This window comes from Streptomyces geranii, from assembly GCF_002954775.1.
Classification (GTDB): Bacteria; Actinomycetota; Actinomycetes; order Streptomycetales; family Streptomycetaceae; genus Streptomyces; species Streptomyces geranii.
The window spans coordinates 201,168-222,067 of the sequence record NZ_PJME01000010.1; the positions used below are offsets into that span (position 1 = coordinate 201,168).

Sequence of the window (20,900 nt, forward strand, 5' to 3'; positions counted from 1 at the left end):
TGCGAAGGCGGCACGGGGGACGGACGGCACGATGGCGACCGAGTACGGCGGGGACCACATCGATCTGCGGGGTGCGAATGTCGCCGGTTCGGTGACGGCCAAGGCCGTGTACCGCGAGCATGCGCCGGCGCCTAGCGCGCTGGACGCGCTGCCCGCACGGGCCGTCGGCTTCACCGGGCGGGAGGTTGAACTCCGGGAGCTGTTGGATGCGTTCGATCCGGCCAAGTCCACCGACGCGCCGGAGGCGGTACTCGTCGCGGCCGTCTCCGGGCTCGGTGGAATCGGCAAGACCGCACTCGCTGTACAGGCGGGGTACGAGGCGTGTGGGAAAGGCTGGTTTCCGGGTGGGGTGCTCTTTGTCGACCTGCACGGGTACGACGAGGAACCTGTCACTGGGAACCTGGTGCTGGAGGTGCTGCTTCGGGCACTGGGCACGGAGCCGGAACACATTCCGGTCGGGCTGGACGCGCGAGGTGCGCTCTACCGCTCGGCCCTCGCTCGCCGTGCCCAGGAGCAGGGGGCGGTGCTGATCCTGGCCGACAACGCGTCTTCGCCCGCTCAGGTGAGGCCTCTTCTACCCGGCGGCGCCGGGCATCGAGTGCTGGTCACGTCTCGTGACCGGCTACCCCAACTGGCCGCCCGGCTAATTGCGTTGGATGAGCTGACGCCAGAGGAGGCATGCGAGTTGCTCGACCGTGCCCTGAGGATCGCTCACCCCGCCGACAGGCGTATCACGGACGACTCCGAGGAAGCCGCACACCTGGCCGCGCTCTGCGGACATCTGCCGCTGGCCCTGCAGATCGCGGCGGCGTTGCTGGTGCTTGACCCTGACAAGCCCATTGCTGAACTCGCCGCGGAACTGCGCGATTCCGGTGACCGTCTGGTTCACCTTGATGACAGTGAGCGGAGTGTTCGGGCTGCCTTCCATTTGTCGTACCGGCGCCTCCTGCCTGAGCAGGCTCGCTTGCTTCGGCTACTGGCCCTTGCACCGGGACCCGAGGTGACCACCGAGGTTGTTGCGGTCCTGTTCGGGGCGGACACCGCACCGGCCCATGTTGTGAACGCGTTGTCACGTGCCCATCTCATCGAACGCGGGAGCGGGCGCGGGCGATGGCGGTTGCACGACTTGGTGCGGGAGTTCGGGTTGGGCGTGGTGGCGGCAGATGCAGAGCTGCGGAAGGAGGGGGAAGAGGCGCGGGGGCGGGTTCTTGATTTCTACTCCAAGTGGGCGGGAGCGGCGGATGCTCGGTTGCGCTGGTTGCCCGGGGCGGCGGAGCCGGATCGGTTCGTGGACCGCGGGCAGGCTTTGGCTTGGCTCGACGGGGAACGGGCGGGGTTGGTGGCTGCGGTGCAGTGGGCGGGCGAGGAGCGGTACGCGCGCAGCGCAGTGGCGTTGGCCGCACGTCTGCATGTGTATTTGGAGTGGCGGCGGTACTTCGATGACCTGATCACCGTCGAGCGCGTGGTCCAGGAGGTTGCGCACAGCGTCGGGGACCACCGCAGCGAGGCCGCCGCGTGGATCAACCTCGGCAGGGCCATGATGGCAGCGGGCCGTGGGATGGAGGCGGTCGACGCCCTAAGCCGTTGCCTCGGCCTTTTTCCGGCTCCCGAGGACGCGATAGAGGCAATCACCAGTGCCCACGACCCACACCAGGGGCGGGAGCACTGCCGCGAAGCCGAAGCGTTGACCGACCTCGGCTATACCTTGTGGCAGGCGGGTCGGATGGAGGAGGCGGTCGATGCCTTCACCCGCGTTCTCGGCGTGCTCCAGGCGGCAGGGGACCGCCATCTCGAAGGCGTGGCGTGGAACAACCTCGGCAGTGCCCTGTGCCAGGCGGGTCGGATGGCGGAAGCGATCGAGGCATGCGGCAAGTCGATGGAGATTTGCGCCGAGTTCGACGACTGGTACGGGGCAGGTGTGACCTTGGAGAATCTGGCCTTCACCTATGAGGAGAACGATTGCCCCAGGGAAGCCAGTGCCTACTACCGCCAAGCTGCAGACGCCTACACCCGAGCCAACGATCCCACCGCAGCCGCCGATGTCCGTGCCCAGGCCGAGGCTCTCACCCTTTGACAGCCCCACCCAAAGCAAACCCACTCCCCACCCTCCCCGCCACCACCACATACAACAAAATCACCGGCGTCGAATAAACAACCGAAAACGCAGCCAACTGCCCATAAACAACCGTCCCCCGATTCCCGAAGAAATCATTGATGCTCACGCTCGCCGGCATCTGATCCGGCGAAAGCAGCAACATGAACGGGACGAAGAAGTTGCCCCACATCATCACGAACGAGAAGACGGTCACCACCGCCACCCCCGGACCCATCAGCGGCAGCACGATCCGTGTCAGCGACTGGAATGCGGACGCCCCGTCCGTCCACGCCGCCTCCTCCAGTTCCCTCGGGACGCCGTCCATGAAGTTCTTCATCAGCCATACCGCGAACGGGAGTTGAGACGCCGCGAAGAATAAAATCGTGCCCTGCATCGTGTCGATCAGGTTCACCCGCACGAACAGCGCGTACACCGGCACCATGATCGCCGTGATCGGCAGACACGTCGCGAACAGGATCGTCAGCAGGAACGGGCGGTTGAAGCGCGACCTGAACCGCGACAGCGGGTACGCCGCCAGTGCCGCGCACGCCACCGTCAGCAGTGTCCCGCTTCCGCACAGCACCAGGCTGTTCAGCAGCGGGGTGAACGTGACGTCCGGGGTCAGTACCGCGTCGAAGTTGCCCAGGGTCAAGCCGTCCGGGACCCTCACCCGCAGGTCCGCGTGTGGGTCGACGGCGGACAGCAGCACCCACGCCAGCGGGAGTACGAACGCCGCCGCGACCACCAGCAAGCCCGCGTCCGCCGCCACCCTTCGATGCGCACGCCGGGACGGCATCTCACACCTCCGTTCGCAGCAGTCGCATGTACACCACCGAGAACAGCGAGCCCACCACCAGCAACAGCAGTGCCACCGCCGTGCCGTAGCCGATCATGCTTTTCTGGAAGGCCTGTTCGTACATGAACAGCGGCAGCGTCTGGCTTCTGTTTCCCGGGCCGCCCCTCGTCATCACCCAGATCAGGCCGAACACCGACAGCGTCTGCAGCGTGTTCAGCATCAGGTTCGTGCCGATCGAGCGGCGGATCATCGGCAGCGTGATGTGCCACATCCGGCGCCAGCCGCCCGCGCCGTCCATCTCCGCCGCCTCCGTTATCTCCTTCGGGATCTCGTTCAGCGCCGCCGAGTACACCAGCATCGAGAACGCCGTCCCCCGCCACACGTTCGCGAACGACACCGCCAGGATCGGCAGCGTGAACAGCCAGTTCTGGGAGGGGAGGTGGAGCCAGGCCAGGATCGCGTTCAGCGTGCCCTCCCGTCTGAAGAAGGCGTACAGCAGGAAGCCCGCCACCACCTCCGGCAGCACCCACGCCGTGATCACGATCCCGCCCACCAGCGTCCGTACCGGCTTCGACGCCCGTTGCATCAACGCGGCCAGTGCCAGGCCCAGTGTGTTCTGGCCCAGCAGTGACGACAGGACTGTGAACACCAGCGTCAGCCATACCGCGTTCAGGAACGCCTTGTCCTTGAACGCCGTTCGGAAGTTCTCGAAGCCTATGAACGACGACTCCGCCTGGCCCGTCAACTGGAGGTCCGTGAAGGCGATGTACGCGCAGTACGCGATCGGGCCCGCGAGGAAGAGGACGAGCAGGACCACCGCCGGAGTGACCGGAAGCGCCCGAGTCAGCGTTCGGGACAGGGGACGTCCTGCTGCCCTCACCGCTTCTCTACGACCTGGTCGTCCGTCGCCGCCTTCAACGCCTCGTCGTACGCGCTCGCCGCCTCCTCCACCGACGCGTCCCCCGTCGTCACGCCCTCCATCGCCTCCTGGATCGCCGTCGAGACCTTCGGGTACGCCGGATACGCCGGGCGGTAGTGCGTGCTCGCGACCAGGTCCGTGAAGAACCTGATGCCGGGTTGGGCGTCGACGTAGGACGGGTCGGCCGCCACGTCTTTCCGTACCGCTATGCCCGAGTTGGCCACGTACCACTTCTGGGCGTTCGCCTTCGTCTGCATCGTCCTGATGAACTCGAAGGCCAGGTCCGGGTTGGCCGCCTTCGACGGGATCGCCCAGGTCCAGCCGCCCGACATGCTCACCCTGCCCGGTGCCTGGCCGGTCTGCGTCGGCATCGCCGCCAGGCCCAACTTCCTTGACCAGTCCGGCCATTCGTGGCCGCTGCCCGGCAGCCAGTCCTGTGGGAGCCAGGAGCCGTCGAGGTTGATGCCCAGCTTGCCCTGGGGGAGCCACTCGCCCCGGACACGGGTCGCGATGTTCGGGTCCAACGCGTCCGACACGTCCGGGCCCAGCTTCTCCTCGTACACCGTCTCGACGAACGTCAGCGCGTCCTTGAAGGGCCGGCTTCCCGCGATCCACTTCTTCGACGCCGTGTCGTACAGGGGGTCCGGGCCGCCCTCGGTCCCCGTGCCGTACAGCAGCATCTCGAAGCCCTGCATCGTCGCCGCCTCGCCCGCCGGCTTGCCCGTGTAGACGTTCAGCGGGATGACGTCCGGTACTTTCTCCTTGATCTTGCGGGCCGCCGACAGCACCTCCTCCCACGTCCTCGGCTGCCAAGTCTCGGGCAGGCCCGCCTTCTTGAAGATCGCCTTGTCGAACCACAGACCCCGCGTGTCCGTGCCGTCCGGGACTCCGTACGTCTTGCCGTCCTCCGCCCTCGCCGCCGTCTTCGCCGTGTCGATGAACTGGTTCCAGGCCGGCCACTTCGCGAGGTAGGCGTCGAGCGGCTTCAAGTACCCGCTGGTGATGTCCGAGTTGATGAGGAACGTGTCCTCGTACACCAGGTCGGGGGCCGTCTTGGGGGAGCGGAGCATCTGCTGGACCTTGGTGTAGTACTCCGAGTCCGGCGCCTTGATCGGCACCAACTCCGCCTTCTTGCCCGGGTTTTCGTTCTCGAACTGCTTCTTGATGTCCGCGAGATACGTGTCCATCACCTTGACGGAGTTGTCCGTCGACTGTTTGAAGGAGATCCTCACCGTGTCCGGGTCGCTGCCGGAGCCGCCGCCGCAGGCCGTGAGGGAACCGGCGGCGAGGGTGAGGGCTGCGGCAACGAACAGGGATAATGGGGTAGTTGTGCGGGCTGCGGTGGGGCGCACGAGCACGACCTCCTACGGGCCTGAAAGCCTGTATGGCTGCTCGGTGAACGTAAGCCCACTTGGCCATGGGAAGGAAGAACCGTGCCGGAGTCGTCGCAGTCGCCCGCGGACGTCACCCTCGGGCAGTTGCTGCTCGCCGAGTACACGGTCCTCAAGGACGAGCAGAAGACCCGTATCGGCTTCCGGGACAACCTTCTCTACGTCACCCTCACCGTCGTCGCCGCCGTCATCGCCGCCGCCGTGCAGGCCGGGCGGCCCGCCATGCTGCTCGCGCTGCCGCCCGTGTGCGTCGTCCTCGGCTGGACCTATCTCGTCAACGACGAGAAGATCTCCGCCATCGGAGCTTATGTACGGGGGGAGTTGGGGCCCCGGCTCGCCCAACTCGCCGGGACGCAGACGTCCTTCGGCTGGGAGGTCGCCCATCGCTCCGACGCCCGGCGGCGGTCCCGCAAGGCCGTCCAACTCGCCGTGGATCTGCTCGCCTTCTGCCTCGTCCCGCTCGCCGGCCTCACCGTCTACTGGGGCGCCGGTGACACCGGAGGCGCAGGGCTCCTCGTCTTCTCCGTCGTCGAGGCCCTCGCGGTCGCCGGGCTCGCCGCCCAGATGGTCGCCTACTCCCGTCCCAGCACCTGAGTACCACTCCCGTCCAGGTACCTGAGTGCTACATCAGCCCTGGCACCCTGGTGCTACTGCCCGCGCACCCACCTGTACTGCAGCTCCGGCCGGCCCACCTGCCCGTACTGCGGTGCCCGCGCCGCCCGGCCCGCGTCCACCAGGTGCTCCAGGTACCGGCGGGCCGTGATGCGCGAGATGCCGACCTCCTCGGCGACCCCGGCCGCCGTCAGGCCCTCCGTGCTGGCCCGCAGGGTCAGCGTCACGCGTTCCAGGGTGGGGGCGCTCAGGCCCTTCGGGAGCGCGGCGGGGCCGGGGGCGCGCAGGGTCGCCAGGGCGCGGTCGACCTCGTCCTGGCCGCTCGCCTCGCCCGCCGACGCGTGGAACTCGGCGTACCGGATCAGGCGATCACGCAGGGTCGCGAAGGTGAAGGGTTTCAGTACGTACTGGACGACGCCCAGCGACACCCCCTCTCGCACCACCGCCAGGTCCCGCGCCGACGTCACCGCGATGACGTCCGCGTGATAGCCGGCCGCGCGGAGTGAGCGGGCCAGCTGCAAGCCGTGTCCGTCCGGGAGGTGCAGGTCGAGGAGGAGCAGGTCCACCGGCGTACGGTCCAGCGCGCGTCGCGCCTCCGCGCCCGTGTGCGCCTTGCCTACGGCCGTGAACCCGGGCACCCGGCCCACGTACATGACATGCGCGTCGGCGGCGACCGGGTCGTCCTCCACGACGAGCACGCGGATGGGGTCGGTCGTCGTGTCTCTGCGTTTCGTGTCTCTGGGGTCGGTCATACGTCGCCTCCAGGCAGGGCGGGCTCAGCGGGAGCGTTCGCCGACGCCACCGTAGGGGTATTGACCGGCGACGCGGCCCCCGGCGGCGCCGCCACCTTAGGCAACGGCAGCCGTACCTCGAACTCCGCCCCGCCCCCGGGCGCCTCCGACACCCTCAGCGTCCCCTCGTGCCGGGCCACCGCCTGCCGTACGAGCGCGAGACCCAGGCCCCGGCCGCCCGGGCCCGCCGGCTTGGTGGTGAAGCCCCGCTGGAAGACCGCCTCGGTGTGCGCCGGGTCGACGCCCGCGCCCGTGTCCGAGACGCGCAGCACCAGCAGGGAGTCCTCCGTGAGGGCCGTCACCGTCACCCGCGAGGCGCCCGTGCCCGCCTCCCCGCCGCCCTGGGCCGCGTCCACCGCGTTGTCGATGAGGTTGCCCAGGATGGTGACCAGGTCGCGGGCGGGGAGCGTGTCGGGGAGGAGGCCGTCGTCCAGGCAGCTGTCCTCCGAGACCACCAGCTCCACGCCCCGCTCGTTCGCCTGCGCCGTCTTGCCCAGCAGCAGGGCGGCCAGCACCGGCTCGCTGACCGCCGCGACCACCTGGTCGGTGAGCGCCTGGGCCAGTTCCAGTTCGGCGGTCGCGAAGTCCACCGCCTCCTCCGCCCGGTCCAGTTCGATCAGCGAGACGACCGTGTGGAGGCGGTTCGCCGCCTCGTGCGCCTGCGAGCGCAGCGCCTGGGTGAAGCCGCGTTCCGAGTCCAACTCGCCCATCAGGGACTGCAGTTCCGTGACATCGCGCAAGGTCACCACCGTGCCTCTGCGCTCGCCGCTCGACACCGGCGACGTGTTGACGACCAGTACACGGTCGGCCGTCAGATGCACCTCGTCGACGCGCGGCTCGGCCGACAGCAGCGCGCCCGTCAGCGGCGCGGGCAGCCCCAGCTCGGCCACCGACCGGCCGACGACGTTCCCCTCCCCGGCCACGCCCAGCAGCTCCCGCCCGCCGTCGTTCATCAGCGCCACCTTGTACTGCCCGTCCAGCATCAGCAGCCCCTCGCGCACGGCGTGCAGGGCGGCCTGGTGGTAGTCGTGCATCCGGCTCAGCTCGGCCGCGTTCATCCCGTGCGTGTGGCGGCGCAGGCGCGCGTTGATGACGTACGTGCCGACCGCGCCCAGCGCCAGCGCGCCCGCCGCGACCCCGAACAGCGCCGTGACCTGGTCCTGGACCCGGGCGCTGATCTCCTCGACCCGGATGCCCGCGCTGACCAGGCCCACGATCCGGTCGCCGTCGTGGATCGGGGTGACCGCGCGGACGGACGGGCCGAGCGTGCCGGAGAAGGTCTCCGTGAACGACTCGCCGCGCAGCGCCCGCTCCCGGTGCCCGAGGAAGCGCTGACCGATCTGCGCCTCGTCGGGGTGGGTCCAGCGGATGCCCTCGGGGTTCATGATCGTGACGAAGTCGACGTCCGTGTCCCGCTGCACCTGGACGGCGTACGGCTGGAGCAGTGTCGTCGGTTCGGGGGCGTCCCGGATCGCCTCGCGCACCGAGGGGGCGTCCGCCACCGAACGCGCCACGGCCATGGCCTGGCGGCCCGCCGCGTCCTCCGCCTGGCTGCGGTCGCTGACGTACGTGAACAGCGCGTATCCGGCCACCACGACCGCTATCAGCACGGCCTGCATCGCGAAGAGCTGGCCGGCCAGGCTGCGGGGTCCGGGAACACGGGGGAAACGCATGCTGTCAGTCTGCCTCGCCTTATAAGCGTGAACTAAATGAACGGAAGGGTGACCGCCCTCACAAGCCGTTAGATAGTCACGGCATCGCAGGGACGCGATTCACGGGCGTTGGCCCGTTTTCGGTCGCAGCCCGCGACCCCGAAGCACCACCGCATCCCCCGTACAACTTTCTCCCCATCCCCCGGACGTGAGCCGCACGCCGGTGATGCCGACGACGACGTCAAGGAGGGCAGCCGTGGCCACCTCATCCTCAACGGCACCTGCCGCACCCGCCGCCAAGCGGGACCGTACCCACTACCTCTACATCGCGGTCATCGCCGCGGTGGCCGCCGGTATCGCCGTGGGTCTGATCGCCCCCGACTTCGCCGTCGAGCTGAAGCCGATCGGAACCGGCTTCGTCAACCTGATCAAGATGATGATCTCCCCGATCATCTTCTGCACGATCGTGCTCGGTATCGGTTCGGTACGGAAGGCCGCGAAGGTCGGCAAGGTCGGCGGTATCGCGCTCGGCTACTTCGTGCTCATGTCGTTCGTCGCCCTGGGCATCGGTCTGGTCGTCGGCAACCTCATCGAGCCGGGTACGGGTCTGACGCTGACCGACGCCGTCAAGGAGACCGGCCAGGCGCAGGTCTCGGCCGAGGCCAAGGACACCACCGAGTTCCTGCTCGGGATCATCCCGACCACGTTCGTCTCCGCGTTCACCGGCGGCGAGGTCCTCCAGACGCTGCTCATCGCGCTCTTCGTCGGGTTCGCCCTCCAGGCCATGGGCTCGACCGGCCAGCCGATCCTGCGCGGTGTCGAGCACATCCAGCGGCTCGTCTTCCGCATCCTCGCCATGGTGATGTGGGCCGCGCCCGTCGGCGCCTTCGGTGCCATGGCCGCGGTGACCGGGTCCGCCGGTGTCGACGCGCTCAAGCAGCTCGCCGTGCTGATGCTGGCCTTCTACATCACCTGTTTCCTCTTCGTCTTCATCGTGCTCGGCGCACTGCTGAGGATCTTCACGGGCCTCAACATCTTCTCGCTCCTCAAGTACCTGGGCCGCGAGTTCCTGCTGATCCTGTCGACCTCGTCCTCCGAGTCGGCGCTGCCGCGGCTCATCGCGAAGATGGAGCACCTTGGCGTCAGCAAGCCCGTCGTCGGCATCACCGTCCCGACCGGCTACTCGTTCAACCTCGACGGCACCATGATCTACATGACCATGGCGTCCCTGTTCATCGCCGACGCGATGGGTACGCCCATGGCGGTCAGCGAGCAGATCCCGCTGCTCCTCTTCCTGCTCGTCGCCTCGAAGGGCGCGGCGGGTGTCACCGGCGCCGGTCTCGCGACCCTGGCCGGCGGCCTCAGCTCGCACAAGCCCGCCCTGGTGGACGGCCTCGGCCTGATCGTCGGCATCGACCGCTTCATGAGCGAGGCCCGCGCCCTCACCAACTTCGCGGGCAACGCGGTCGCCACGGTCCTGATCGGTACCTGGACCAAGGAGATCGACAAGGAGCGCGTCAACGAGGTCCTCGCCGGCCTCCACCCGTTCGACGAGAAGACCCTCATCGACGAGAACGACGACTCCCGCCCGGACTCCGACTCCCCGGACATCCCCGAGCAGGACGGCGAGAAGGAACTGGCCAAGGCCTGACCTCTCGGCCCGCCTGCCTGCCGACTCCGGGCGGCTGGGACGACCCCCCGTCTTCCAGCCGCCCGGGCAGGGCAGCCCCGACGCCTGGAGCGTCCCGGCAGGTCCGCCGGAGCGCCCCAGGATCCCGAAAAACGCCGAGCGGCCAGGCACTCCCCCGAAGCCTGGCCGCTCGGCCATTTCCTGTTCCGGCCCCTCCAGACCTCTCCAGACCCCTCCAGGCCTCTCCAGCCCCCCGCCGGAGCGGCTCCGCACAGGCCTCACGGACCGGGGTGAACCGGTGAGCGGGTCAGCGGGCCCGTCGCCTTGAGGGTGCGGAGCACCGGTGTCGTCTCCAGGGTGTGGATGCCCGGCAGCGGGGCCAGCCTCCGCGTCAGGTACGTGTGCAGCGCCTCCGGACCCGGGCACACCGCCTGGGCCACCAGGTTCATGGGCCCGGTCGTCGCCGCGACGAACGCCAGCTCCCCGTGCCCGGCCAGCGCACGCGCCACCCGGTCCAGATGGGCGGGCTCCACCGACATCCACAGCAGGGTCTGCGAAGCGGCCCCCAGCACACTGTCGTTGAGGTCGATGTCGAAGAACAGCGCACCGGAGGACCGTAGTTCGGCCAGTCTGCGGGCGGCCGTCGCGGGGGACCAGCCGGTCGCCGAGGCCAGGTCGGCGAGGCCTGCCCGGCCGTCGTGGGCGAGTGCGTCGAGGAGGACCCGGTCGGTCTCCCCGAACGGAGGGAGCGGGCCCGCCGGTGCCGACTCCGGCTTCTCCGGGCGCAGTTGGCCCACCTGCTCCTCCGTCAACACATCCGTCCGCCCGCCCCACGTCGTCGGCCCGCCCACATAGACGTGCAGCACGCTGTGCGCCGACACCGACGTGATCCCGGCCGTACGCGGGATGTCGTGGAGCAGCAGGGCGTGGCCGTCCGAGGCGTCCGACGGGGTGCGCACCATCGCCAGGATCTCCGTGCCGCCCGAGGCCAGCCGTACCCACGAGGTGTCCGGCCGCCGGGCCAGCGCACGGGCCAGATCCTGCGCGCTGTGCGGCACCGACGTCAGCCGCAGCAGCCACTGGACCTGCCCCGCGTGCCCGGGCGAGGCCAGCCCGACCACCCGCAGGCCCGCCTCGGCGCGCAGCCGCCGGTAACGCCGGGCGACCGTCTGCGCCGAGACCCCGAGCACGGCGCCGATCCGGGCGAAGGGGGCCCGCCCGTCGATGTGCAGGGCGTGCACCAGACCCCGGTCGATCTCGTCGAGCATGGACGAAATCCCTCGCTCGTAGCCATTCCATGGATGAAATCACCAGTCTACGAGCGGAACGTGGAAGGCGAGCGACATCCGCGCGCACTCTCCTCCCCATGCCGACCAACACGAGCACCAGCGCCCGAACCCACCCTCACCTCCGCACCCGAACCCACGCAGGCCTCGTCGTCCTTCTCGTCGCCGAAGCCATGAACCTCCTCGACGCCACCATCACGACCGTCGCCGCGCCCGCGATCCACACCGGCCTCGGCGGGCCCGTCTCGGACATCCAGTGGTACGGCGCCGCCTACACCCTCCCCTTCGCCGTACTACTGATCACCGGCGGACGCCTCGGCGACATCGTCGGGCGGCGGCGGATCTTCCGGATCGGTGTCGCGGGCTTCGTCCTCGCCTCGCTGGTCTGCGCCGCGGCACTCTCCGCCGGCGTACTGATCGCCGCGCGAGCCGTGCAGGGCGCGGCGGCGGCATTGGTCGTACCGCAGACGGTCGGGCTGATCCGGGCCATGTACGAAGGCGACGGACTCGCCCGCGCGATGGGCAGCATCGGACCGGTGATGGGCCTGGCCGCCGTGTGCGGACCGGTGCTGGGCGGCGTGCTGACGCACGCCGGGTCCTGGCGGGCCGCCTTCCTTGTCAACGTCCCGCTCGGCCTCGGCGTCCTGGCCGCCGCCCGGCTCCTCCCCGAGGACCGTTCCACGGCTCACCCCCGCCCCCGCCTCGACCTCACCGGTACGGCACTGGTGAGCACGGCCGTGGGCCTGCTGACGTACCCCCTGATCACCAGCGGCAGTTGGGGCTGGTTCGCGCCCCCGGCCGTACTGCTGCTCGGCGTCTTCGTCCTCCAGCAGCGCCATCGCGCCCGCCACTCGCGCAGCCCCCTCGTCGAACCGAGCCTCCTCCTCGGCAACCGGGGTTTCCCGGCCGCCCTCGTCGCCTCGCTGTTCTTCTTCGCCACCGTCAACGGCCTGCTGCTGGTCGTCGTCCTGCAACTCCAACTCGGCGCACACGTGGGAGTGTTGGCGGCCGGGCTGTCCCTCGTGCCATGGTCGGCCGCCATGGCCGTGTCCTCGCTGGCGGCGGGCGGCCGGCTCGTGCCGCGCTACGGGGCAAGGGTGATGTACGCCGGCCTCGGCACCCTCGGGGTCGGCGCGGCGGCGGCCATCGCCGCGTACGCCAACTCCCCTGCCGCCGGGACCCGTTACTCCTGGCCACTGCTCCTCGCGCTGGCCGTCTGCGGAGTGGGCCAGGGGCTGTTCGTCGTCCCCTTCTTCACCGCCGCCCTGCATCAGGTGCGCCCGCACGAGACCGGCTCGGCCTCCGGACTCCTCAACGCCGTACAGCAGTTGGGCGGCACGCTCGGAGTCGCCCTGCTCGGCGGGGTGTTCCTGCGGGCGGGGACGGTGCTGGGCGGCGCGGAGGCGGCCTTCGGCACGGCTCTCGGGCTGCTGGCCGTCACGGGGGTCGCGGCAGCGCGCCTGGCGGCGAGCACCGATACCCGTACCCCTACCCCTACCCGTACCGGTGGCTGATCAGCCGGTCGCTGTGCCGGGACGTAGGTCCGCCACCAGGCGGAAGCGTTCCAGCACCGCCGGTGTCGCGTCGTCCACCGTGAAACCGGGGTCGTCCAGCGCCGCCCGCATCGCCGCGCTGTGCCAGAACCGTTCGTGACCAGCTCGCCAGTCGGCCACATCGGTGTACCCCTCGCCCTCGTCGAGCGCGTGCGCGAGGTCCACGTCCGCCAGCGGGGCCACCCGTACGCCCGTGACCTCGATGATCCCGACCGGCCGGTCGTCGGAGTCGACGACCACCGACCGGTCGCCGACCTGCGGCAGGGGATCGCCGTCGTGTTCGTAGTCGACGACGAGCCCGGTCGTGGACGTCTTGGAACCGTCCAGGATCGCGGCGACGAGCTGATCGCGCAGCGGGCCGGGAAAGGCGAACTCGGCTTTCGGGAGGTCGGTCGGGAGGTCAGGGTGTGTCATGGGGTCACGGTAGGGGCGACTCCGTCTTCAGGCGAGTTCGTCAGGTGAAACGCCGGCTGCAGCCCGGTGCGGAGCGCCGACGCCAAGTGTGCGGTACCGCACGTCAGTTGCCCTTCCCCGAGCCGGAGTCCCGCTTGCGGCCGGAGCCCGTATCGAAGCCCGCCTCTCGATCGGATTCCTGATCCGCACCCATATCCCCATCCCCATCCCCATCCCCATCCACATCCGCACCCATGTCCAGGTCCATATCCATATCCATGTCCGCCGTCGGGCCCAGCGTCTCGGCGACAGCCCGGGGCAGCCACTCCTGTACGCGGCCGAAGGTGAACCCCAGCCCGGTGGCCCGGGAATTGTCCATGCCGTACGAGCGGGCGAAGGAGAACGGAGATGTCTCACCGACGTCGACGTTCTGGAAGACGGCCCTGCCGCCCGGGATGTACCGGGCGACGGTCGCACACAACTCCTCGGTGGTCAGCAGTCCGTGGGACGCGGCGTTGATCGGGCCGGTGAAGTCCTCGCCCACCGCCCAGAACAGGAAATCGGCGATCTCCTCGACATGGATGTAGGTCGAGGGCCGGTTCTCGGTCGGTACGGCGATCGGCGTGCCGGTGCGGACGCGCGCGACGTAGTGGTCGAGCCGGCCGGTGAAGTCGTCGTGGCCGCCCAGGACATGGGCGACGCGCACGGAGGTCCAGGTGTACGGGGACTCCGTGCCGTCGGCGGCGAAGACGGCCTCGGCCTGGCGTTTTCCCTCGCCGTAGTGAGTGTCGCGGAACTCCGCCCGGTGCCAGGGGAGTTCGAGGTCGACGGAGACGGTACGCGGGTCGACGGCGTCCTCTCGGACAGGGACGACGGCATCCTCGTAGACGAGGGAGTCCTCGTACTCGTACACCTCGATCGTGGACGTCATCACATAGCGGTGGGTCCGGCCGCCGGTGAAGACGCGCCGGGCGATTGCCGCCTGGCGGGGTGTGTAGCAGACCTGGTCGACGACGACGTCGAAGGTGCGGTCGCCGAGAGCGGAATTCAGGGCGGCCTCGTCATCGCGGTCCGCGACTAGGTGAATTGCCCCGGCGGGCGGCGAAGCGGAGCCCCGGTTGAGAACGGTCACCCGGTCTCCGGCCGCGATGAGCCGGTCGATGAGCCGCTTTCCGAAATAGCGATTGCCGCCGATGACCAATATGTCGCGCATGATGTTCCTCCCCGTAGCGGACCTTGCGATCATAATTCTCCTGGCGTGCCGACGAGTTCTGAAGGGGAAGTCATGGGACATCCGGCCGAGGTACCGAAAGAACCACGGCAGTCGCGGGCCGCCACCCGCGAAACGTCGGTGGCCTTCGACGCGTTGGACCGGCAGATCCTGGAACTCCTGCAGACCGACGGGCGGATGAAACTGAGCGAGCTGGGCAGGCGGGTGCGGCTGAGCCCGGCGGCGGTGACCGAGCGGGTACGGCGGCTGGAGTCGGCCGGCGCGATCACCGGCTACGGCGCCCATGTCGCCCCCGCGCGCCTCGGGTACGGCATCCAGGCCTTCATCCGCGTCAACCCGCACGGCGGCTACACCCTCAAGCACCCGAGGACGCTGGAGCTGCTGGCCCGCCCGGAGATCACGGAGGTGCACCACGTGGTCGGGCAGGACTGCTGGATCCTCAAGGTGGCCGTCGAGAACACGGTCCATCTGGAGGACGTGCTGGAGCAGACGTCGGCGCTGGGCCGGACGACGACGTCGATCGTCCTGTCGTCCCCGGTGGAACGGAAGCCGCTGCTGCCACCGGCTTGAGGCCCCCGCGGCAGACAGGCGGTCTTGCCTCGCCTCGCCTTGCCTTGACGCCGACGTCAAGGACTACGTTCGTACGTATGCGAATCGGCATGCGAATCGGGGAGCTGGCGGCGCGGGCCGGGACCACGACACGGACCCTGCGGTACTACGAGTCACGGGGGCTGCTGCCCGCGCGACGCACGGACAACGGCTACCGCGCCTACGACGAGGCCGACCTGAAGCTGCTCCGGCAGATCCGGACGCTGCAGGACTTCGGGTTCGACCTGGAGGAGACGCGCCCCTTCGTGGACTGTCTGCGGGCGGGCCACCCGGAGGGCGACTCCTGCCCCGCGTCCCTCGCCGTCTACCGCCGCAAGCTCGACGAACTCGACGCGTTGATCGGGGAGTTGCAGTCGGTACGGGCGAAGGTCGGCGAACAGCTGACGCGGGCCGAGCGGGCCCGCGACGAGTTGGCGGCCGAGGCGACGGTTCCGGGCGGTCCGGAACCGGCATGCGAGTGGGGAGGACGGACGCGATGAGCGGGGCGACGGGTGTGCCAGAGGTGACGGACGCGGACTTCGGGACGGAGGTGCTCGGAGCGGACCTGCCGGTCCTGGTGGAGTTCACGGCGGACTGGTGCCCACCGTGCCGCCAGATGGCGCCGGTACTGACCGCCCTGGCGGCGGAGGAGTCCACCCGCCTGAAGGTGGTCCAGCTGAACGTGGACCTGAACCCCCTGACGACGAACGCCTACCGGGTCCTGTCGATGCCGACGTTCATGGTGTTCAGGGGCGGAGAGCCGGTGCGCTCGATGGTCGGCGCGAGACCGAAAAGGCGGTTGCTGGAGGAACTGTCCGACGTAGTCTGACGTACTCCGACACACGCACCGACCTGCCAGAGAGCGACGACTTCCATGACCACGACCCTGTGGCGCCCGACCGGTCCCAAGGAGCTGGACCTCGTCCGCGAGCTGAACTGGCGTGCCTGGCCGCCGCGGCTGCCCGAGCAGCCGATCTTCTATCCCGTCCTCAACGAGGAATACGCGATCAGCATCGCGCGGGACTGGAACGTCAAGCATGACGGCGCCGGATTCGTGACACGCTTCGAGATCGACTCGGAGTACGTGAGCCGGTTCCCCGTCCAGCAGGCCGGTGGGCGGACGATCCTCGAACTGTGGGTGCCGGCCGAGGAGTTGGACGAGTTCAACTCGCACCTCGTCGGTGAGATCCAGGTGGTCCACGAGTTCCGGTGAGACCCGCCGGCTGCCCGGAACACAAGAAATCCCCCGAGCGATTGCGCTCGGGGGATTTCTTTGCGTATATTCAATGGTTCGCGACTTTACTGGAGTTCGGTCGCGGGAAAGTTCATTGAGCAGAGTATATCCGAGCGGGAGCGGAATTGTCAAACAGGGGCGCAAACACGGAATCAACTCACGATGAATTGCGGGGCGAACAGGAATTCGTCGACGGGCTCTATGCCCGCGTCGACGTCCTGCGCGGTGACACCGAGCACTCCGTCACGGACGCGCTCGCACAGGGCAGCACGCCCATGCAGGCCCGGCTCGAACGGGACGTGCTCGTCGCCGAGCGCTCGGGGCTGCTCGCCGCGCTGAACGCCGTCGACGGGTCGCTCTGTTTCGGACGCATCGACCTCACCTCCGGTGTCACCCACCACATCGGCCGCATCGGACTGCGCGCCGACGACACCGAGCGCACCCCGCTGCTCATCGACTGGCGGGCCGAGGTCGCCAGGCCCTTCTATCTCGCCACCGGGCACACCACGATGGGCCTGCGCCGGCGCCGCCACATCAGTACGGACGGGCGCCGCGTCACCGGCCTGCACGACGAGATCCTCGACCTCGGCGACGAGACCCGCACCGGCTACGAGGACCCCTCGGGCGACGCCGTCCTCCTCGCCGCGCTCGACTCCGCCCGCACGGGCCGGATGAACGACATCGTGCAGACCATCCAGGCCGAGCAGGACGAGATCATCCGCGCCCCGCACCGGGGTGTGCTGGTCGTCGAGGGCGGCCCCGGCACCGGCAAGACCGCCGTCGCCCTCCACCGGGCCGCCTATCTGCTGTACGAGCACCGTGAACTCCTCGCCAAGCGGGCCGTGTTGATCGTCGGGCCCAACCCCGCCTTCCTCGGCTACATCGGCGAGGTGCTCCCCTCCCTGGGCGAGACCGGCGTGCTCCTCGCGACGGTCGGTGAGCTGTTCCCGGGAGTGAAAGCGACCCTCACCGACACGCCCCGCGCCGCCCTCGTCAAGGGTCGTGCCGAGATGGCCGACGTGCTCGCCGCCGTCGTACGGGACCGGCAGAGTCTGCCCGACCCCGTCATCGCCATCGAGCACGACCGGGACATCCTCATGCTCGACGCCGGACTCGTGGGCGTGGCGCGGGAGCGGACCCGTGAGGCGAAGCTGCCGCACAACGTCGCGCGCGAGCATTTCGAGGGGCACATCCTCAACACGCTCACCGAGATGGTCGCCGAGCGCATCGGCACCGACCCGTATGACGGCAGCAACCTCCTCGACCCCAGCGACATCACCCAGATCCGCGACGACCTCGCCGAGAACCGTGAAGTCTGGGCCGCCATCGACCAGTTGTGGCCGCGCGTCACCCCGCGACGGCTCGTCGCCGACTTCCTCGCCGCTCCCGAGGGGTACGTGTCGCAGGAGGACGCCGATGCCGTCCGGCGGCCCGTCACCCGGGCCTGGACGACCGCCGACGTACCGCTGCTCGACGAGGCCGCCGAACTGCTCGGCGAGGACGACCGGCTGTCCCGGGCCCGCGCGGAGCGCGAGCGCAGCAGCCAAGTCGCCTACGCGCAGGGCGTGTTGGACGTCTCCTACGCCTCCCGCACCTACGAGTTCGAGGACCTCGACGCGGAGGACTCCGAGGTGCTCTCCGCGCACGACATCATCGACGCCGAACGCTTCGCCGAGCGGCACGAGGAGGACGACCTGCGCAGCGCCGCCGAGCGCGCGGCGGCCGACCGGACCTGGGCGTTCGGGCACATCATCGTCGACGAGGCGCAGGAGTTGTCGCCGATGGCCTGGCGGCTGCTCATGCGGCGCAGCCCGACCCGTTCGATGACCCTGGTCGGCGACCCGGCCCAGACCGCCGAGCCGGGCGGGGTCGGCGCCTGGGCGGACATCCTCGCGCCCTACGTCCAGGACCGCTGGGAGCACGCCAGGCTGGCCGTCAACTACCGCACCCCGGCCGAGATCATGGACCTCGCGGCAGCCGTCGTACGCGCGGAACGCCCCGACTTCGAGCCGCCGGCCTCCGTGCGGTCCACCGGAGTACGACCGTGGGTGCGGGCCGTCGACGCCGATCTGGCCGGCGCCGTCGAGAAGGCCGTGGGCGAACTGGCGCCCGCCGAGGGGCGGTTGGCGGTGATCGCACCGCGTGAGCTGCACGGGGAGCTGGCCGCGCGGCTGGAAGGTGTCGAGGCGGGCGATGAGCCCGATCTCACGCACGGGGTCGTGCTGCTCGACCCTCGCCAGGCGAAGGGGCTGGAATTCGACTCCGTGCTGGTGGTGGAGCCGGGGGCGTTCGGCACGAGCGATCTGTATGTGGCGCTGACCCGGGCCACTCAGCGGGTGGGCGTGCTGTACCGGGAGGGCCGGTGGGAACTGCCCGTCGCGCTCTCGGGAGTCGGCCGCTGACCCTGTGCACCAGGAGTGACCAAGGGTCACCAAGACGTAACAGTTTGCGCCATGGTCACTGCGCGTGCACAGCCGGTGCGGTAAGCGTGTGCGGTATGGAAGCCCATCCCTTCGCGACCGCACCGGCCGACAGTCCCACCCTCGATTCGCTGCCCGTGGAACCGCTGCTGACGTCGGAGTTCGACGCCGACCCGGGCGGCGTGTACGCGCGACTGCGGCGCACCCACGGCCCCGTGGCGCCGGTGGGACTGATGGGCGTACCGGTGTGGCTGGTTCTCGACTACCGCGAGGTGCTGGAGGTACTGCGCAACGAGAGCGTGTGGCGGCGGGACGTGCGGTACTGGCGGGCCCGCGCCCAGCGCCGACTGCCCCCGGACTGGCCGCTGCTGGCGGGCTACGAGGTGCGGCAGACCATGTTCATGGACGACGAGGAGCACCTCGCCGCCCGGCAGACCCACCACGCGGCGATGCGGCCCTTCCAGGACGGACACACCCCGCAGGGCTGGGAGTTGCGGGCGACGGTCGCCCGGTACGCCGACGAGCTGATCGGCATGCTGGCCGCCGAGTCGGGCACGGCCGGCTTCGCCGACCTCGGCGCGCAGTACACACGGCCCCTGCTGCTGATGGTCACGACCAAGCTGTTCGGCTGCCCGGTCGAACTGGGCGACGAACTGGTCATGGACCTGTGGCGGATGCTCGACGGCGGCCCGGACGCGGGGCCCGCGACCGGACGGGCACTGGCCGCGATGACCCGGCTCGCCGCGCACCGGCGGGCCAGGCCCGGGGACGACCTCACGTCGTACATGCTGCTGGCCGACCCGGAGCTGTCCGACGAGCAGTTGGGGCGCGAGCTGTTCATGAACGCCGTGTACCTCAACGACATCACCGGGAACATGGTGCTCAACACGCTCCTGGAAGTGCTGCGCGGCAACGCGACCGTGCGGCGCAGTCTGTCGGCCGGGCAGCTCGGGGAGACCGTGAACCGGGCGGCGCTGGTGAACCCGCCGGTCGCCAACATGTGCTTCCGGTTCGCGGCGCGGGACGTGCGGTTGGGCGACTTCTGGATCAGGGGCGGAGACATCGTCTCCCCGTCGGCGGCTGCCGCGCACCGGGATCTGATCGCGATCGGGGCGTCCCACATGGTCGGTTCGACGGTCAGCACAAGGGCACATCTGGGGTGGGGCGCAGGGCCGCATCAATGCCCGAGCGCGGCAAGGGAGTTGGGCGGGATGATCGTCACGACGGCCGTGGGCCGCATCTTCGACCACCTCGCCAAGGCCGAACTGACCCTGCCCGCCGACCAGTTGCCATGGCGGTCGGGACCGGTCGTGCGCGGGCTGCGGCTGCTGCCGGTCCGGTACGAGCTGACGGGCAGCGTGGGAAGGGGAGTCGGCGGCGGGCCGCGCTGGGAGACGGACGCGGCGGTGGGGGAGCCGGTGGTCTCCGGTGGGGACGGGCAGCAGGTGAAGGGGCTGCTGGGCGCGCTGCGGAGGATGATGTTCGGGACACGGTGAAGCGGTGACACCCGTACTCGCGGGTGTGGGTATCGCGGACGTATCGGAAATCGGATACGCCGATGCAACGGCCCTTCGCCTCCCATGGACGCATGGACCACTCCAGCGCATCCCTCTCGGTACGCCCCCGCCGCACCCGCACGTTCGTCCTCGTCGTCCTCGTCGGCCTGGCCGTTCTGGCCGTTCTGGTCCTGACGGCCGGCGCGTACGCCGTACGCGCGCCGCTCATGATGTCCGCCCCGAGGTGCATGGCCGGACGGTGGCACGGCTGCTACGACACGTTCAACGGCGTGGTGCTCATGACGTTGGTCCTGCTGCCGCTCGCCGTGCTGGTGGCGTGGGGCCTGGCGCGGCTACGGCGAGCCCCCGCCGACGGGACATCGACATCGGCGTGGCGGCTGTCGCTGGCCGAGGTCGGCATGGTCCACGGGACGGTGCCGTTCCTGTGGCTGACCATGATGCCGGGCGCCGCGCCCGGCATCGCCCCCGCCCGGGTGAGCCTCGTACCGTTCCGGGACCTGGTCACCATGGGGACGCTCGGGATCGTCGGCAACCTGCTGGTCCTCGCGTCGCTCGGGTTCTTCGCCCCGATCCGGTTCGCAGCCCTGGCGTCCGGGCCCCGGATCCTGGCGCTCGGGGCGGGCTGCTCGGTCCTGATCGAGACCGCGCAGTACGTCCTGCGCCTGGACCGGGTGTCCTCCGTGGACGACGTACTGGTCAACACCACCGGCGCCGTACTGGCCGCGCTCGCGTCGCGCCGCTGGTGGCGCACCACGCATACGGCGGCGATATGGCGTACTGCCTAGGCTTCGG

The 20,900-nt window shown here is 69.7% G+C and carries 18 protein-coding genes and 1 pseudogene; 11 read left to right on the forward strand and 8 right to left on the reverse strand.

Features of this window, described 5'->3' with window-relative positions; all coding sequences use genetic code 11:
• Positions 1–31: 31 nt before the first annotated feature.
• The gene (locus tag CW359_RS17105) at positions 32–2,074 is read left to right on the forward strand and encodes a tetratricopeptide repeat protein (RefSeq protein WP_105970803.1); all 2,043 of its coding nucleotides are present in this window, start codon (positions 32–34) and stop codon (positions 2,072–2,074) included.
• Here CW359_RS17105 and CW359_RS17110 read toward each other — a convergent pair.
• Genes CW359_RS17110 through CW359_RS17120 form a run of 3 tightly spaced genes read right to left on the reverse strand, consistent with a single transcriptional unit; the run spans position 2,064 to position 5,168 of the window.
• On the reverse strand, positions 2,064–2,891 hold the full coding sequence (locus CW359_RS17110; protein WP_105970804.1) for a carbohydrate ABC transporter permease: 828 nt from the start codon (positions 2,889–2,891) through the stop codon (positions 2,064–2,066). The two genes, CW359_RS17105 and CW359_RS17110, sit on opposite strands and share 11 nt — an antisense overlap.
• Position 2,892: 1 nt before the next feature.
• Positions 2,893–3,771 carry a carbohydrate ABC transporter permease gene (locus tag CW359_RS17115; RefSeq protein WP_105970805.1) on the reverse strand — a complete coding sequence of 293 codons (879 nt, stop codon included), beginning with the start codon at positions 3,769–3,771 and terminating at the stop codon, positions 2,893–2,895.
• Positions 3,768–5,168, reverse strand: coding sequence for an extracellular solute-binding protein (locus CW359_RS17120; RefSeq protein WP_105970806.1), 1,401 nt, complete (start codon positions 5,166–5,168; stop codon positions 3,768–3,770). Before CW359_RS17120 ends, CW359_RS17115 begins: the two co-directional genes overlap by 4 nt.
• A 75-nt stretch (positions 5,169–5,243) precedes the next feature.
• Between CW359_RS17120 and CW359_RS17125 the strand changes: the two genes are divergently transcribed.
• Entirely contained in the window at positions 5,244–5,795 is a 552-nt protein-coding gene (locus tag CW359_RS17125) for a hypothetical protein (RefSeq protein WP_105970807.1), read from the forward strand.
• Positions 5,796–5,848: 53 nt separating this feature from the next.
• On the opposite strand, the gene CW359_RS17130 is transcribed toward CW359_RS17125, so the two are convergent.
• Positions 5,849–6,565: a response regulator gene (locus tag CW359_RS17130; protein ID WP_105970808.1), complete on the reverse strand. Its 717-nt coding sequence runs from the start codon at positions 6,563–6,565 to the stop codon at positions 5,849–5,851.
• On the reverse strand, positions 6,562–8,277 hold the full coding sequence (locus CW359_RS17135; RefSeq protein WP_105970809.1) for a sensor histidine kinase: 1,716 nt from the start codon (positions 8,275–8,277) through the stop codon (positions 6,562–6,564). The genes CW359_RS17130 and CW359_RS17135 overlap by 4 nt, the downstream gene beginning before the upstream one ends.
• Before the next feature lie 205 nt (positions 8,278–8,482).
• Between CW359_RS17135 and CW359_RS17140 the strand changes: the two genes are divergently transcribed.
• Positions 8,483–9,907 carry a cation:dicarboxylate symporter family transporter gene (locus CW359_RS17140; protein ID WP_408647489.1) on the forward strand — a complete coding sequence of 475 codons (1,425 nt, stop codon included), beginning with the start codon at positions 8,483–8,485 and terminating at the stop codon, positions 9,905–9,907.
• 257 nt (positions 9,908–10,164) lie between these two features.
• Here CW359_RS17140 and CW359_RS17145 read toward each other — a convergent pair whose 3' ends face one another.
• Positions 10,165–11,154, reverse strand: coding sequence for an Lrp/AsnC family transcriptional regulator (locus CW359_RS17145; protein ID WP_105970811.1), 990 nt, complete (start codon positions 11,152–11,154; stop codon positions 10,165–10,167).
• Positions 11,155–11,252: 98 nt separating this feature from the next.
• Here CW359_RS17145 and CW359_RS17150 point away from each other — a divergent pair, with 98 nt between their 5' ends.
• On the forward strand, positions 11,253–12,686 hold the full coding sequence (locus CW359_RS17150; protein ID WP_105970812.1) for an MFS transporter: 1,434 nt from the start codon (positions 11,253–11,255) through the stop codon (positions 12,684–12,686).
• Here CW359_RS17150 and CW359_RS17155 read toward each other — a convergent pair whose 3' ends face one another.
• Positions 12,687–13,139: an ASCH domain-containing protein gene (locus tag CW359_RS17155; protein WP_105970813.1), complete on the reverse strand. Its 453-nt coding sequence runs from the start codon at positions 13,137–13,139 to the stop codon at positions 12,687–12,689. It lies immediately after the preceding gene.
• A gap of 271 nt (positions 13,140–13,410) precedes the next feature.
• Positions 13,411–14,331 (reverse strand): annotated as a pseudogene (locus CW359_RS17160) (NAD-dependent epimerase/dehydratase family protein); the annotation flags it as partial.
• Positions 14,332–14,403: 72 nt separating this feature from the next.
• On the opposite strand from CW359_RS17160, the gene CW359_RS17165 reads away from it, so the two are divergent.
• The 7 genes from CW359_RS17165 (at position 14,404) to CW359_RS17195 (ending at position 20,893) form a co-directional block, all read left to right on the forward strand.
• Positions 14,404–14,919: an Lrp/AsnC family transcriptional regulator gene (locus tag CW359_RS17165; protein ID WP_198655250.1), complete on the forward strand. Its 516-nt coding sequence runs from the start codon at positions 14,404–14,406 to the stop codon at positions 14,917–14,919.
• Between the two features lie 89 nt (positions 14,920–15,008).
• Positions 15,009–15,437 (forward strand): MerR family transcriptional regulator, encoded by a 429-nt coding sequence (locus CW359_RS17170; protein ID WP_105970837.1) that lies wholly within the window; start codon positions 15,009–15,011, stop codon positions 15,435–15,437.
• Positions 15,434–15,766 carry a thioredoxin family protein gene (locus CW359_RS17175; RefSeq protein WP_269805594.1) on the forward strand — a complete coding sequence of 111 codons (333 nt, stop codon included), beginning with the start codon at positions 15,434–15,436 and terminating at the stop codon, positions 15,764–15,766. Before CW359_RS17170 ends, CW359_RS17175 begins: the two co-directional genes overlap by 4 nt.
• Positions 15,767–15,811: 45 nt before the next feature.
• Positions 15,812–16,150 carry a hypothetical protein gene (locus tag CW359_RS17180; RefSeq protein WP_105970814.1) on the forward strand — a complete coding sequence of 113 codons (339 nt, stop codon included), beginning with the start codon at positions 15,812–15,814 and terminating at the stop codon, positions 16,148–16,150.
• 128 nt (positions 16,151–16,278) lie between these two features.
• A complete protein-coding gene (locus tag CW359_RS17185; RefSeq protein ID WP_105970815.1) occupies positions 16,279–18,573 on the forward strand; it encodes a HelD family protein in 2,295 nt (764 codons plus the stop codon).
• Between the two features lie 95 nt (positions 18,574–18,668).
• Positions 18,669–20,087 carry a cytochrome P450 family protein gene (locus tag CW359_RS17190; RefSeq protein WP_105970816.1) on the forward strand — a complete coding sequence of 473 codons (1,419 nt, stop codon included), beginning with the start codon at positions 18,669–18,671 and terminating at the stop codon, positions 20,085–20,087.
• Positions 20,088–20,179: 92 nt separating this feature from the next.
• The gene (locus CW359_RS17195; RefSeq protein WP_105970817.1) at positions 20,180–20,893 is read left to right on the forward strand and encodes a VanZ family protein; all 714 of its coding nucleotides are present in this window, start codon (positions 20,180–20,182) and stop codon (positions 20,891–20,893) included.
• The last annotated feature ends 7 nt before the right edge of the window (positions 20,894–20,900 follow it).

Coding starts and splice junctions, on each gene's coding strand:
- CW359_RS17140 (WP_408647489.1), top strand. CDS start 8,483: ATGCCGACGACGACGTCAAGGAGGGCAGCCGTGGCCACCTCATCCTCA.
- CW359_RS17105 (WP_105970803.1), top strand. CDS start 32: ATGGCGACCGAGTACGGCGGGGACCACATCGATCTGCGGGGTGCGAAT.
- CW359_RS17195 (WP_105970817.1), top strand. CDS start 20,180: ATGGACCACTCCAGCGCATCCCTCTCGGTACGCCCCCGCCGCACCCGC.
- CW359_RS17175 (WP_269805594.1), top strand. CDS start 15,434: ATGAGCGGGGCGACGGGTGTGCCAGAGGTGACGGACGCGGACTTCGGG.
- CW359_RS17145 (WP_105970811.1), bottom strand. CDS start 11,154: ATGCTCGACGAGATCGACCGGGGTCTGGTGCACGCCCTGCACATCGAC.
- CW359_RS17180 (WP_105970814.1), top strand. CDS start 15,812: ATGACCACGACCCTGTGGCGCCCGACCGGTCCCAAGGAGCTGGACCTC.
- CW359_RS17135 (WP_105970809.1), bottom strand. CDS start 8,277: ATGCGTTTCCCCCGTGTTCCCGGACCCCGCAGCCTGGCCGGCCAGCTC.
- CW359_RS17130 (WP_105970808.1), bottom strand. CDS start 6,565: ATGACCGACCCCAGAGACACGAAACGCAGAGACACGACGACCGACCCC.
- CW359_RS17110 (WP_105970804.1), bottom strand. CDS start 2,891: ATGCCGTCCCGGCGTGCGCATCGAAGGGTGGCGGCGGACGCGGGCTTG.
- CW359_RS17165 (WP_198655250.1), top strand. CDS start 14,404: ATGGGACATCCGGCCGAGGTACCGAAAGAACCACGGCAGTCGCGGGCC.
- CW359_RS17190 (WP_105970816.1), top strand. CDS start 18,669: ATGGAAGCCCATCCCTTCGCGACCGCACCGGCCGACAGTCCCACCCTC.
- CW359_RS17150 (WP_105970812.1), top strand. CDS start 11,253: ATGCCGACCAACACGAGCACCAGCGCCCGAACCCACCCTCACCTCCGC.
- CW359_RS17155 (WP_105970813.1), bottom strand. CDS start 13,139: ATGACACACCCTGACCTCCCGACCGACCTCCCGAAAGCCGAGTTCGCC.
- CW359_RS17170 (WP_105970837.1), top strand. CDS start 15,009: ATGCGAATCGGGGAGCTGGCGGCGCGGGCCGGGACCACGACACGGACC.